The sequence below is a fragment of the Azospirillum brasilense genome (assembly GCF_008365405.1).
GTDB classification, from domain to species: Bacteria; Pseudomonadota; Alphaproteobacteria; order Azospirillales; family Azospirillaceae; genus Azospirillum; species Azospirillum brasilense_D.
Window position 1 is genome coordinate 251615 of record NZ_QOKV01000007.1, and the last position, 12295, is coordinate 263909.

Genomic DNA, 12295 nt, shown 5'->3' on the forward strand with positions numbered 1-12295 from the left:
ACCATGGTTGGAAAGCCTCCGTCCTCCTCGACGCCGGGTGGGCGCCGCGCCACCGTCCGCGTGAAGTCCGCGGCCAAGCGCACCACCTCCTCGGCCCGCTGGCTGGAGCGGCATCTGAACGACCCCTACGTGCACGAGGCGACGAAGCGCGGCTTCCGTTCCCGTGCGGCCTTCAAGCTGTTGCAGTTGGACGAGAAATTCCATCTGCTGGGACCGGGCAAGCGTGTGGTCGATCTCGGCGCGGCCCCCGGCGGCTGGACCCAGGTGGCGGTGGACAAGGTGCAGACCGGGCGCGAGGGCTGGAAGGTCGTCGGGCTCGACATCCTGCCCATGGACCCGGTGCCCGGCGCCACCACCATGCAGGCCGACTTTCTGGAGGAGGGTGCCGCCGAGCGTCTGAAGGAGGCGTTGGGCGGTCCCGCCGATGTGGTGCTCAGCGACATGGCGGCCCCGACCATCGGGCATCAGTCCACCGACCATCTGCGCATCATGGCGCTGGCCGAGGCCGCCTACGACTTCGCGGAGGAGGTGCTGGCCCCCGGCGGGGCGTTCGTCGCCAAGCTGTTCCAGGGCGGGGCGGAGAAGTCGCTGCTGGAGCGGCTGAAGCGCGACTTCACCACGGTGCGCCACGCCAAGCCGCCGGCCAGCCGTGCGGAATCCTCCGAAACCTATGTGGTCGCCACCGGTTTCCGTGGGGCCAACGCGAACGACTAGGTCCACCTCAGGCTGCGGCCCGTTCGCGCAGGTCATGGCTGGCTTGCGCGGATGAGGCCCGGCACACGACAGTTTGTGGTTCAGGCGCCTTCACAAGCCCACGGTCTTGTGTATAGTGCGCCAAATTTTTTTCCGGCCCCTTTTTATCTCCCGGGAGACCGCCGATGGCCCGCTCGTCCACGATCCGCGAAGCTCTGACCTTCGACGACGTCCTCTTGGTTCCGGCCGAAAGTTCGGTCCTGCCGAACGAGGTGGACACCCGGACGCGCCTGACCAAGACCATCGAACTGGGCATCCCGCTGATGTCCTCCGCGATGGACACGGTGACCGAAAGCAGCCTCGCCATCGCCATGGCCCAGGCCGGCGGCATCGGCGTGGTCCACCGCAACCTGACCATCGAGCAGCAGGCCGAAGAGGTCCGCAAGGTCAAGCGGTACGAGTCCGGCATGGTGGTCAACCCGATCACCATCACGCCGGGCCAGACGCTCGCCGACGCGCTCCAGCTCATGGCCGACTACCGCATTTCCGGCATTCCGGTGGTTGAGAGCCGCGACTCCCGCGGCAGCGGCAAGCTGGTCGGCATCCTGACCAACCGCGACGTGCGCTTCGCCACCAACCCGAACCAGCCGGTCAGCGAGCTGATGACCAAGGATGTGGTGTCGGTGCGGGAGGGCGTCAGCCAGGACGAGGCCAAGCGCCTGCTGCACCAGCATCGTATCGAGAAGCTGCTGGTGGTGGACGAAGCCCATCGCTGCATCGGCCTCGTCACGGTCAAGGACATGGAGAAGGCCCAGGCCTATCCCAACGCCTGCAAGGACGCCCAGGGCCGCCTGCGCGTCGCCGCCGCCACCGGCACCGGCTCGGACGGGCTGCGCCGCGCCGAGGCGCTGTTCGACGCGGGCGTGGACGTTCTGGTGGTCGACACCGCGCACGGCCACTCGCTGAAGGTGCTGGATCAGGTGCGCGCCGCGCGCAGCATGTCCAACTACACCCAGGTGATCGCCGGCAACGTGGCGACCGCCGAGGCGGCGAAGGCGCTGGTCGATGCCGGCGCGGACGCGGTGAAGGTCGGCATCGGCCCCGGTTCCATCTGCACCACCCGCATCGTCGCGGGCGTCGGCGTGCCGCAGCTCACCGCGATCATGGACGTGGTCGAGGCCTGCGAGACGATGGGCATCCCGGTGATCGCCGACGGCGGCATCAAGTTCTCGGGCGATCTCGCCAAGGCCATCGCGGCGGGCGCCAGCGTGGCGATGCTGGGCAGCCTGTTCGCCGGCACCGATGAGAGCCCCGGCGAGGTCATCCTCTACCAGGGCCGCTCCTACAAGAGCTACCGCGGCATGGGCTCGGTGGGCGCCATGGCCCGCGGCTCGGCCGACCGCTACTTCCAGCAGGAAGTGTCGACCATGAAGCTGGTGCCGGAAGGCGTCGAAGGCCGCGTGCCCTACAAGGGCCCGATGTCGGCGGTGATCCACCAGCTCGTCGGCGGCCTGCGCGCGGCCATGGGCTACACCGGCAGCCAGTCCATCGCCGAGATGCAGACGAAGTGCGAATTCGTCCGCATCACCAACGCCGGCCTGCGCGAAAGCCACGTCCACGACATCACCATCACCAACGAATCCCCGAACTACCGTCAAGGCTGATCGGGCGTCCGTCGGGCGGAGGTTTGAAGAGGCGAGGGGGGTATTCCCCTCGCCTTTTTCATGCCTGCGATTCAGCGGTCGGCGGTGAAGTGGCTGAACAGCGCCACGCTCGCCGCGACGGTGGCGTTGAGGGATTCCACGGCCCCGGTGGTCGGGATGGACAGGCGTTGAACGGGCAGGGTGGCGGGCACGCCCTGGCCCTCCTCGCCGAGAACCAGACGGACGTCGCGCGGCCAGCGGTAGCCCGCCATGTCGGCGCCCCCGGCATCCAGGGCGACCAGCGGCCCGGCGGCCCGTTGCACGTCCTCCCAACGGCCGCCGCGCAGCAGGGTCAGCTCGAACTGGGCGTTCGACGCGGCGCGCAGGCACTTGGGGTGGTAGGGGTGCGCCGCCCCGTCGAGCAGGATCACCCGGCGGGCGCCGAAGGCGGCGGCGCTGCGCAGCAGGGCGCCGAGGTTGCTGGGATCGCCGAGCGCGCAGACCAGTTCGAGTCCCTGCGGCGGTCGGGAAAGGTCGACGGGCGGCGTGTTGGGCACCGTGCCGACCAGCAGTGGAAAGCCGGTGCCCGAGGCGTCCAGGGTGCGGAACAGGGCGGGCGCCAGTTGGACGATCCCCAGCCCTGCGGGCACGCGCCAGCCCTCCGCCTGCGCCGGATCGGTGAGGAGCAGGGTGGAAAAGCGGTCCGGCCAACGGGCCAGTGCCTCCGGCACCGTCTTCAATCCGGCGAGCAGGAATTTGCCTTGTTTCTTCAGGCCACGGCTCTCCAGCAGCGACTCCCACAGCTTGAACTGCGGATTCTGCGGGCTTTCGATCAGGTGTGGCGGGCGGGGCATGAGGCAGGGGCTTTCAAGGGCGGTCGGTCGTCGTGGCTGCGGACCTTACGGCGCCGGCCGCCGGCTTGGGAAGGCCGATCCGGTATCACCTCCAGCACCACCGTCGCCTTGAACTCCGCTGAACACCGTTTCCGTTTCCCGGTCGTCGGGTCCGCCCTTCGTGCCGGGGCGAGCTTTGCATTCTTGAAACCTTAACCACGCCGGGGCTATCAGGGGGGCGGGGCGCGAACCAGGCGCCGGTTGGGGGAACAGCATGTCCGACATCGCCGGAGAACAGGCCGCCACCCTGAAGGCCCTGCTGGCCGAGCGCCAGTTCAACGCCGACCGTCTCAACACCCTGTCCACCCACTGCGAGCGCATGCGGCGCGAACTGGATCGGGACACCCGCTTGTCCATCGCAGAGGAGCTGCGCCGCGACCCGCCGAGCGGCGAGACGGTGCTGCTCCACTCCGTGCTGTTCCAGCTCACCGGCGACCTCTACCACTACGAGCGGATTCTGCATTACCTGTTGCTGGGCGGGGAGCGGGTCGGGCCGCAACTGCTGCATTACACCTACTGGTGCATGGCCCGGCAGCTGTTCCTGGCGGCATCGGCGCCGGAGAAGCTGGCCGCCTTCGGCCCCTGCGACCTCTTCCGCTTCTATGAGGAGCTGGTGCGGGCGGTGGCGCGGCGCTGGGGCGTCGTTCCGCCCCGCCGCGTGCCGCGTGACGGGCCGATCCGCCGGGTGGCCGTGCTGACCAACCAGTTCACCAACGACCAGCACCAGCCCTCGCGCGACTGCTTCGACTACGCCAGCCGGCTCCAGGACGACTTCGGGCTCGACGTCGCCATCATCAACTGCAACACCATGCCGCTGCGGGCCGAGAGCCTGTTCGTTCCGCCGATGATCGCGGAGTTGGTCGACGATTACGAGGGCGTCTTCGCGCTTAAGATGGTCGGGCGGCAGGTGAAGATGGCCTCCTTCACCGACCGCGCCTTTTCCAAGGACAAGCTGTCCACCATCGTCGGCGCCATCGACGGCTACGACCCCGACCTGCTGGTCACCTTCGGCGGGGCCAACGTGGTGGGCGACCTGTTCGCGGTGACCGACGCGCGGCCGGTGGTCTGCCTGCCCACCACGTCGGGGATGACCATCTCGCTGGCCCATCTGGTGCTGGGCTACGAGGAGGGGAACCACACCGACGCCATGCCGGCGCTCTACCGCGGTCCCTTCGCGCGGCGCTTCCGGCCCTTCACGCTGGGCTTTTCCCCGCCTCCCACGGCGGGCGTCGGGGGCGCTCTCGATCTGGGGGATGCGGCCTTCGTGTTCGCCGTGGTCGGCACCCGCCTGGATTTCGAGGTGACCGCGGAGTTCCTTGCGCTGGCCGAGTCCATCCTCGACCGCTGCCCCGGCGCGGTGATCGTCTTCGCCGGGCAGGTCGAGCACTTGCCCGACCGGCTGAAGGCGGCGCGCAACGGCGCGCGGATGCGCAGCCTGGGCCACCTGACCGACATCCGCGCCTTCTACCGGCGCTGCCACGCCTACCTCAACCCGTCGCGCCAGGGCGGAGGGGGCAGCGTCGCCTACGCCATCGCGGAAGGGTTGCCGGTGGTCACGCTGGCTTGGGGCGATGTCGCGAGCGTGGCGGGGGCGGAGATCCCCGTTCCGGACGCCGCCGCCTATGTGGAGCGCGCCGCCGCCCTCGTTGCCGACACCGCACTGCGGGAGCGGCAGGCGGAACTGTCGCGGATCCGCTTCCGAACCGTCGGTGACCGCCACCGCTGCACCGAACGGCTGCTCGCCTATGGCGAGGAGGCGCGGGATCTTCTGCGGGCTGCCGCACAAAAGAAAGACCCGCCGTCCGCTTCCGTGGCAGAGTGATTCGTGACCATCACAGCGAGACCGCCCTCCGTGCCGCGCGACGTCATCATCAACGGCCGTCCCATAGGCCCCGGCCATCCGCCCTATCTGATCGCCGAGATGTCGGGCAACCACAAGGGTGACCTGAACCGGGCGCTGGCCCTGGTCGAGGCCGCCAAGGAGGCCGGCGCCGACGCGGTGAAGCTGCAGACCTACACCGCCGACACCCTGACCATCGACCATGACGGGCCGGGCTTCCTGCTGGAAGGCGGGTTGTGGAAGGGCCGCACCCTGCACGACCTCTACCGCGAGGCCCACACCCCCTGGGAGTGGCACGGCCCGCTGTTCGAACGTGCCCGCGCCATCGGCCTGACCATCTTCAGCTCCCCCTTCGACGACACGGCGGTGGAGCTGCTGGAGCGGCTGGACGCTCCGGCCTTCAAGATCGCCTCCTTCGAGCTGAACGACCTGCCGCTGATCCGCCGGGCCGCCCGCTCGGGCAAGCCGCTGATCCTGTCCACCGGCCTCGCCACGCTGGGCGAGATCGCCGATGCGGTGGAGGCCGCGGGCGACACGCCGCTCGTCCTGCTCCATTGCGTCAGCGGCTACCCGACGCCGCCGGAGGACTGCAACCTGCGCACCATTCCGCATCTGGCGCAGGCTTTCGGCACCGACGTCGGCCTGTCCGATCACACCCACGGCGCGGCGGTGCCGGTCGCCGCGGCGGCGCTGGGCGCGGTGGTGATCGAAAAGCACGTCACCCTGTCCCGCGCCGACGGCGGGGTGGACAGCGCCTTTTCCCTGGAACCGGCGGAGTTCAAGGCGATGGCCGACTCCGTCCGCACCGCCTGGGCGGCTCTGGGCCGCGTGCATTACGGGGTGAAGCCGAGCGAGGCGGGCGGGCGCGACTACCGCCGCTCCCTCTACGTCACCGCCGAGGTGGCGGCGGGCGAGGCGCTGAGCGCCGCCAGCGTCCGCTCCATCCGTCCCGGATACGGCCTGGAGCCGAAACATCTCCCCGCCGTGCTCGGCCGCCGCGCCGCCCGCGCGCTGAAGCGCGGCGAGCCGCTGCGCTGGGACATGCTGGCCCCGGAGGAGGAATGAGCGCCACCAAGGCCACGCCGCGCGTCGTCTGCATCTCACAGGCCCGCATGACCTCGACCCGCCTGCCCGGCAAGGTGCTGATGGAAGCGGCGGGACAGCCGCTGCTGGCGCATCATCTGGGCCGGCTGGCGCGCTGCCGGACGCTCGACGCGCTGGTGCTGGCGACCACGGTGAACGGCACCGACGATCCGGTGGCGGCGTTGGCGGGATCGTTCGGGGTGCCGGTCTTCCGCGGCGACGAACAGGACGTGCTCGGGCGCTTCGCCGGGGCCGCGGCCATGGCAGGCGCCGACGTGGTGGTGCGGGTCACCGCCGATTGCCCGCTGATCGACCCGGCGCTGGTGGACCGCGTGGTGACCGCCTTCCTGGAGGCGGCGGCGCCGCTGGATTATCTCAGCCTGGACGTCACCCGCTTCCCGCGCGGCCTGGACACCGAGGTCTTTACCCGCGCCGCCCTGGACGAGGCCGCCGCCACCGCCGCCGAGCCGGCGGAGCGCGAGCACGTCACCGCCCATATCTACCGCCGTCCGGAACGTTTCCGCATCGGCGCCCCCCTGGCGCCTGAGGACGGCAGCGTCCTGGAGCAGCGCTGGTGCGTGGACGAGGCCGCCGACCTGGAATTGGTGCGCCGCCTGCTGGGCGCCTTGCTCCCCGAAAATCCCGACTTCGGCTGGCAGGATTGTTGCAATCTGCTGCGCCAGAACCCTGAATGGGCCGATCTGAACGGCAGCGTGCGTCAGAACACGCTCCACTGAAACGGAGACACCACCATGGACCGCAAGGAATTCCTGCTCGCGCTCGACGAGATGCTGGAACTGGACCCCGGCACCCTGACGGGCGCGGAAGAACTCGAATCGATCGACAGCTGGGACTCGCTGGCCGTCATCAGCTTCATCGCCCTGGTCGATGAGAAGCTCGGCCATGTGGTGGAGGGCGAGAAGCTCGTCAAGGCGAAGACGGTGGACGACCTGCTCGCTCTTGCCGGCATCGCCGTAACGGCCTGAATTTCCGGTGACCGGAAGGATTGAGCGCTCCCCCAGGCGCGGACGGGCGGACATCGAAGGCGGTCCGGCCTCCTATCTGTCGATTGGGCGGGGCGGCGTTCCGGCCCTGCTCCTGCACGGCTTCGCCGGGGATTCGCTGACTTGGCAGTTCAACGCCGCGGCGCTGGCCACCGACCGCCGGGTCCTGGCGGTGGACCTGCCGGGGCACGGCGCCTCGACCCTGGAGGTCGGGGACGGGCGGGTCGGCGCCTTCGCACCCTGGCTGCTGCGCCTGCTGAACGCGCTGGAGGTTCCGCGCGTCCATGCGGTCGGCCACTCGATGGGCGGCTATGTCGCGCTGGAGTTGGCGCGCCTCGCGCCGGAACGGGTGGCGGGCCTGTCGCTGATCGCCAGCGCCGGCCTCGGCCCTGACTTCGACCTGGAATTCCTGCGGCGGGTCGCGGCGCTGGAGACGGTGGAGGAGGGGCGGGACTGCGCCGCGCGCCTGTTCGCCCGGCCCTGGCTGCTGGCGGGGCGCGTCGGCGAGGTGATGCACGCCCAGGCCACCGATCCTCACCGCAGGGCCGCTCTTGAGCGGATCATCGCCGGCTCTTTCGCGGACGCGCACCGGTCGCCCGGTCCGGTGGACTGGACGGCCTTCCCGATGCCGATCCAATTGCTGTGGGGGCGGGAGGACCGCATCATCCCGGTGCCGAGCGCCGACCGCCTGCCCCCTGGCGCGCCGCTTCATCTCTTCGACAAGGCCGGGCACTTGCCGCATAGTGAGGCGGCAACCCCCGTCACGGCCACCCTCCGCGACTTCCTTTGCGCATGCGACCCCCAATGACCGACTCCATGTTCGCGCTGATCACCGAAGAGCTTGCCCGCATCGCCGCCGACAAAGGGGAAACCCTGCCGGCGCTCGGCCCGGACACGCGCTTCCTCGGCGGGGATCTGCCGATCGACTCCCTCGACCTCGCCACCTTGCTGGTGGTGCTGGAGCAGCGCACCGGCCAGGACCCCTTCCGCGCTGGGTTCATCCAGTTCAACACGGTCGGGGAGCTGGCGGCCCTCTACCGTCCGGTCCTCTGCCATCCGGGCGTGTCCGCCGGGTCCGCATGAGCCTGCCGCCACCGCCCTGCTGGCTGCATCCCGGCGTTCGCCTGATCGAGGCGGAGCGAAGCGTCGGCTGGGCGGAGATCGCCGCGGAGGCCGACGCCTTCGAAGGGGTGTTCCGGGCTGCGGGGGGGCGGGTGGTCCCGCCGAAGCGGGGCGTGCCGGCCCTCGTCGCCGCCCTTGTCGCCGCCGAGCGGGCCGGGGTGGAATTGCATCTGTCGCGCCGCGCCGCCTCTGCGGAAACCGGGCGCAAACCCCATGAACCGGGTTTCGCGGTGCTGCTGGAAACCTCCGGCACCACGGGAACGCCGAAGTTGATACGGCACGACTTCCAGCGTCTGCGCGGGCGGTTGCGCGGCGCCGCCGATCCGGACGCGCGCTGGCTGCTGGCCTATGAGCCGGCGGCCTTCGCCGGGCTTCAGGTGATCCTGACGGTGCTGGCGGCCGGGGCGACGCTGGTGTCGGCGCCCGGCGCCGGGGCGGCGGAACTGGCGCGCCTCGCCGTGAGGCACGCGGTGAGCCACATCAGCGCGACGCCCAGCTTCTGGCGCGCCTTCCTGCTGGCGCTCGATGGCGAAATGCCGACTCTGGCGGCCGTCACGTTGGGCGGGGAGGTTGCCGACCAGCCGCTGCTCGACCGTCTGGCGGAGCGTTTTCCGACCGCGAAACATCGGCACATCTACGCCTCGACGGAGGCCGGGGCACTCTTCGCGGTGGGCGACGGCAAGGCCGGCTTTCCCGCCGCCTGGCTGGACGGCGGCATCGATGGGGTGGGCCTGCGCCTGCGCGACGGCGTGCTGGAGGTGGAGAGCCCCCGCGCGATGCTCGGCCATGAGGGTGGATGGCTGTCCACGGGCGATGTCGTGGCGGTGCGTGGCGACCGGGTGCTGTTCGCCGGGCGCCTCGACGGACGGGTGAACGTCGGCGGGGTCAAGGTTTCGCCGGAGGCGGTGGAGCAGGTGCTGCTGGACGTGCCGGGCGTGCGGGATGCCCTGGTCCAGGCCGCGGCCAATCCGGTGACCGGCCACATCCTGACCGCCCTGGTGGTCCCGGCGCCGGGGGTGGAGGAGGCCGTTTTGCGCGCCGCGATCCGCGCCGCCGTGGCCGATCTGCCGGCGGCGGCGCGGCCCCGTCTGGTGACCATGACCGGGAGCATCGCCCTGGGGGCGGCGGGCAAGAAGACGCGGAAGGGACCGGTATGAGTGGCAAACGGCACGTCATCGTCACCGGCGGCAGCCGCGGGCTGGGGCTGGGGATCGTCGAGGCGCTGCTGGCCGAGGGCTACCGCGTCTCCACCTGCAGCCGCGCATCGAGCGAGGCGCTGGAGCGGCTGGCCGGGCCGGACCTGTTCTGGCGGCCCTGCCGCATCGGCGATGGGGAGGAGGTGCGGGCCTTCATGGACGCCGCCCTGGACTGGGGCGGGGCGTCTCCATTGTGGGGGCTGGTCAACAACGCCGGCATCGCGCGCGATGGGGTTCTGGCGACCTTTCCCGAGATCGACGTCGAGGAGGTCATCCAGGTCAACCTGACCGGCGCCATCCAGGTCGCCCGCGCCTTCCTGCGCGCCAAGCTGGTGAAGCGGGGGCCGGGGCGGATCGTCAACATCTCGTCGATCATCGGGCAGCGGGGCTACACCGGCCTGTCCGCCTATTCGGCGTCGAAGGCGGGGCTGGATGGGCTGACCCGCGCGCTGGCGCGCGAAGTGGGGCGGCTCCAGGTCACCGTCAATTCGGTCGCGCCCGGCTATCTCGCCACCGAGATGTCGGGCACGCTGGCCGAGGGGCAGCGCGACCAGATCGTGCGGCGGACGCCGCTGGGCCGGCTGGGCGAGGTGGCCGACGTGGTGCCGGTGGTCCGTTTCCTGCTGGGCGACGGCGCGGGCTTCGTGACCGGCCAGACCATCGTCGTGGACGGCGGCATCATCGGCTGACGGAAGGAGACGCCCCATGGTGGCCAGCGTGATCGAGGGCGTCGCTCTGACGGGAATCGTCGCCTGCGTTCCGGAGCGGCGCGAAACGGTGGAGGATCTGGCCGCACGCTTCGGCGAGGACGCCGCCCGGCGGATCGCAAAGGCCACCGGCATCGAGGCGCGTCACCTCGCGTCCCCTCACCAATGCACGTCCGATCTGGGGGAGGCGGCGGCACGACGCCTGCTGCACCGGCTGGGTTGGGCGGCGGACAGCGTCGATCTGCTGGTCATGGTCACCCAGACCCACGACCACATCCTGCCGGCCTCGGGCTATCTGCTTCACCATCGGCTGGGGCTGGGCAAAGGGGCGGCGGTGCTGGACCTGACACTCGGCTGCTCGGGCTACGTCCACGGCCTGTGGACCGCTTCGGCGATGCTGAAGGCGGCGGGCGGGCGGCGCGCCCTGCTGGTCGCGGGCGACACGACATCGCGTGTGCTCGACCCCGATGACCGCGCTGTGGCGCCCTTGTTTGGCGACGCCGCAACGGCGACGGCGCTGGTCGCGGGAGAGGGGGCCGCGCCCATGGCCTTCACGCTGGGCAGCGATGGCGCCGGCGCCCCCTACCTCGCCGTCCCCGGAGGCGGTCTGCGGCGGCCCGGCGAGCCTGCGCACCTGTTCATGGATGGCACCCAGGTCTTCGCCTTCACGCTGCGCGAGGTGCCGGGGAACATCCGCGCCGTTCTGGAACGCGCCGGTTGGACGATGGGAACGGTGGACCGGCTGGTCCTGCATCAGGCCAACGCCCAGATGATCCGCCACCTCGCGCAGAAACTCGGCGCCACGCCCGATCAGACGGTGGTCGGGCTCGCCGGATTCGGCAACACCAGTTCCGCCTCCATTCCCCTGGCGCTGGCCTCCGAACTGGGAGCATCGCTGTGCGGCGGTCCGCTGCGCCTCGTCCTGTCGGGATTCGGTGTCGGCTGGTCGTGGGGAAGCGTGGCGCTGACCGCCGGTCCACTCGCCGTTTGCGAGGTGATGGCGCTCGCTGCAAGCCCGGCAGATTCTGCCGGTCTCGACGATCAACCGGCAAACGGTGCCGGGTCCGCGGCAATTTCTGCCGGGTGATCGGCAAAATCTGCCGACCTCTGATTTGCCGAGAGGCAGAAACTGCCTTGCCTGGGCGGCAAATTCGATCTGGCCCATTTTTTGCCTACTGGTAGCCCGAGGGAATTAGTCCCTCTCCGTGCGCGCAACGTCGTACGGACTGACATCCTCCAAAAGGAGTGACTTCCATGGCTGCCAGCGACATCTCCCTCTCGTCGTCGATGCGCACGAACCTGCTGCAATTGCAGGGCGTGCAGGAGTCGATCGCGAAGAAGCAGAACATCCTTTCGACCGGCAACAAGATCAACACGGCCCTCGACGGCCCGACCTCGTTCTTCGCGGCGAAGGGGCTGACCCAGCGTGCGGGCGACCTGAGCGCGCTGAAGGACACGATGGGGCAGGCGATCAGCACCATCAAGGCCGCCGACAAGGGCTTGACCTCGATCGACGACATGATCGAGCAGGCGCGCGGCTTGACCACCGCTGCCTACTCCGCTCTGGGCTCCGACGCCGGCGCGGTCGCCACCCGCAAGACGCTCGCCTCGCAGTTCAACGCGCTGAAGGAGCAGATCGACAAGCTGGCCGGCGACTCCGCTTACGGCGGCAAGAACCTGCTGGCCGGCAACGGCCTGCGCATGGACTCCACCAGCGAGTCGCGCCGCGCCGTCAACACCATCCAGGGCATCGAGAACGCCCGCGTCACCAACGTGGTGTCGGCGGACACCTACACGGTGCGCATCAAGGGCGACGGCTCCATCGAGGGCGCGGCCGGCGAGATCAACAGCGCCGAAATGGCCCACGGCCTGGTCGGCCTGAAGCTGTCCGGCACGATGACCAACACGGCGGGCAGCTTCTCCGACGTGCAGATCGAAGTCCGCGGCGCGTCGGGCCGCGAGCGGTCGTTCATCGTCACGGACGGCAACGAGTCGCGCACGATCACCTACTTCGACAACAGCCAGACCATGGCCGCCAACACGACGACGGCGGCCAAGACGGGCACCGCGCAGGTCACCCAGGTGACGCTGGGCGGCACGATCGAAGCCGGCGA

The 12295-nt window shown here is 70.2% G+C and carries 13 protein-coding genes; 12 read left to right on the plus strand and 1 reads right to left on the minus strand.

What is annotated here, in order from left to right; genetic code table 11:
* Positions 1-3: 3 nt before the first annotated feature.
* Positions 4-714 carry an RlmE family RNA methyltransferase gene (locus tag DS837_RS14035; protein WP_119510286.1) on the plus strand — a complete coding sequence of 237 codons (711 nt, stop codon included), beginning with the start codon at positions 4-6 and terminating at the stop codon, positions 712-714.
* A 164-nt stretch (positions 715-878) separates the two neighbouring features.
* Positions 879-2357: an IMP dehydrogenase gene (gene guaB / locus DS837_RS14040; RefSeq protein ID WP_149165315.1), complete on the plus strand. Its 1479-nt coding sequence runs from the start codon at positions 879-881 to the stop codon at positions 2355-2357.
* Positions 2358-2428: 71 nt separating this feature from the next.
* Here guaB and DS837_RS14045 read toward each other — a convergent pair whose 3' ends face one another.
* Positions 2429-3190 carry a TrmH family RNA methyltransferase gene (locus DS837_RS14045; RefSeq protein ID WP_149165316.1) on the minus strand — a complete coding sequence of 254 codons (762 nt, stop codon included), beginning with the start codon at positions 3188-3190 and terminating at the stop codon, positions 2429-2431.
* 253 nt (positions 3191-3443) lie between these two features.
* On the opposite strand from DS837_RS14045, the gene DS837_RS14050 reads away from it, so the two are divergent.
* From DS837_RS14050 to DS837_RS14095, 10 genes are all read left to right on the plus strand, one after another.
* Positions 3444-5051 carry a glycosyltransferase gene (locus DS837_RS14050; RefSeq protein WP_149165317.1) on the plus strand — a complete coding sequence of 536 codons (1608 nt, stop codon included), beginning with the start codon at positions 3444-3446 and terminating at the stop codon, positions 5049-5051.
* Positions 5052-5054: 3 nt separating this feature from the next.
* Complete coding sequence (gene pseI, locus DS837_RS14055; protein ID WP_282187569.1) at positions 5055-6134, plus strand: pseudaminic acid synthase; 1080 nt, start codon at positions 5055-5057, stop codon at positions 6132-6134.
* Positions 6131-6889 (plus strand): cytidylyltransferase domain-containing protein, encoded by a 759-nt coding sequence (locus tag DS837_RS14060; RefSeq protein WP_149165318.1) that lies wholly within the window; start codon positions 6131-6133, stop codon positions 6887-6889. Before pseI ends, DS837_RS14060 begins: the two co-directional genes overlap by 4 nt.
* Positions 6890-6904: 15 nt before the next feature.
* Positions 6905-7138, plus strand: coding sequence for an acyl carrier protein (locus tag DS837_RS14065; protein WP_149165319.1), 234 nt, complete (start codon positions 6905-6907; stop codon positions 7136-7138).
* Between the two features lie 7 nt (positions 7139-7145).
* Positions 7146-7964: an alpha/beta fold hydrolase gene (locus DS837_RS14070; RefSeq protein WP_149165320.1), complete on the plus strand. Its 819-nt coding sequence runs from the start codon at positions 7146-7148 to the stop codon at positions 7962-7964.
* Complete coding sequence (locus tag DS837_RS14075) at positions 7961-8239, plus strand: acyl carrier protein (protein WP_149165321.1); 279 nt, start codon at positions 7961-7963, stop codon at positions 8237-8239. The genes DS837_RS14070 and DS837_RS14075 overlap by 4 nt, the downstream gene beginning before the upstream one ends.
* The gene (locus DS837_RS14080; protein WP_149165322.1) at positions 8236-9435 is read left to right on the plus strand and encodes an AMP-binding protein; all 1200 of its coding nucleotides are present in this window, start codon (positions 8236-8238) and stop codon (positions 9433-9435) included. The genes DS837_RS14075 and DS837_RS14080 overlap by 4 nt, the downstream gene beginning before the upstream one ends.
* Complete coding sequence (locus DS837_RS14085; RefSeq protein WP_149165323.1) at positions 9432-10163, plus strand: SDR family NAD(P)-dependent oxidoreductase; 732 nt, start codon at positions 9432-9434, stop codon at positions 10161-10163. The genes DS837_RS14080 and DS837_RS14085 overlap by 4 nt, the downstream gene beginning before the upstream one ends.
* Positions 10164-10179: 16 nt before the next feature.
* Entirely contained in the window at positions 10180-11268 is a 1089-nt protein-coding gene (locus DS837_RS14090) for a 3-oxoacyl-ACP synthase III family protein (protein WP_149165324.1), read from the plus strand.
* A 167-nt stretch (positions 11269-11435) separates the two neighbouring features.
* A partial coding sequence (locus tag DS837_RS14095) for a flagellin (RefSeq protein ID WP_425599250.1) occupies positions 11436-12295 on the plus strand: 860 nt, incomplete at its 3' end.

Coding starts and splice junctions, on each gene's coding strand:
- DS837_RS14035 (WP_119510286.1), top strand. CDS start 4: ATGGTTGGAAAGCCTCCGTCCTCCTCGACGCCGGGTGGGCGCCGCGCC.
- guaB (WP_149165315.1), top strand. CDS start 879: ATGGCCCGCTCGTCCACGATCCGCGAAGCTCTGACCTTCGACGACGTC.
- DS837_RS14045 (WP_149165316.1), bottom strand. CDS start 3,190: ATGCCCCGCCCGCCACACCTGATCGAAAGCCCGCAGAATCCGCAGTTC.
- DS837_RS14050 (WP_149165317.1), top strand. CDS start 3,444: ATGTCCGACATCGCCGGAGAACAGGCCGCCACCCTGAAGGCCCTGCTG.
- DS837_RS14060 (WP_149165318.1), top strand. CDS start 6,131: ATGAGCGCCACCAAGGCCACGCCGCGCGTCGTCTGCATCTCACAGGCC.
- DS837_RS14065 (WP_149165319.1), top strand. CDS start 6,905: ATGGACCGCAAGGAATTCCTGCTCGCGCTCGACGAGATGCTGGAACTG.
- DS837_RS14075 (WP_149165321.1), top strand. CDS start 7,961: ATGACCGACTCCATGTTCGCGCTGATCACCGAAGAGCTTGCCCGCATC.
- DS837_RS14080 (WP_149165322.1), top strand. CDS start 8,236: ATGAGCCTGCCGCCACCGCCCTGCTGGCTGCATCCCGGCGTTCGCCTG.
- DS837_RS14085 (WP_149165323.1), top strand. CDS start 9,432: ATGAGTGGCAAACGGCACGTCATCGTCACCGGCGGCAGCCGCGGGCTG.
- DS837_RS14090 (WP_149165324.1), top strand. CDS start 10,180: ATGGTGGCCAGCGTGATCGAGGGCGTCGCTCTGACGGGAATCGTCGCC.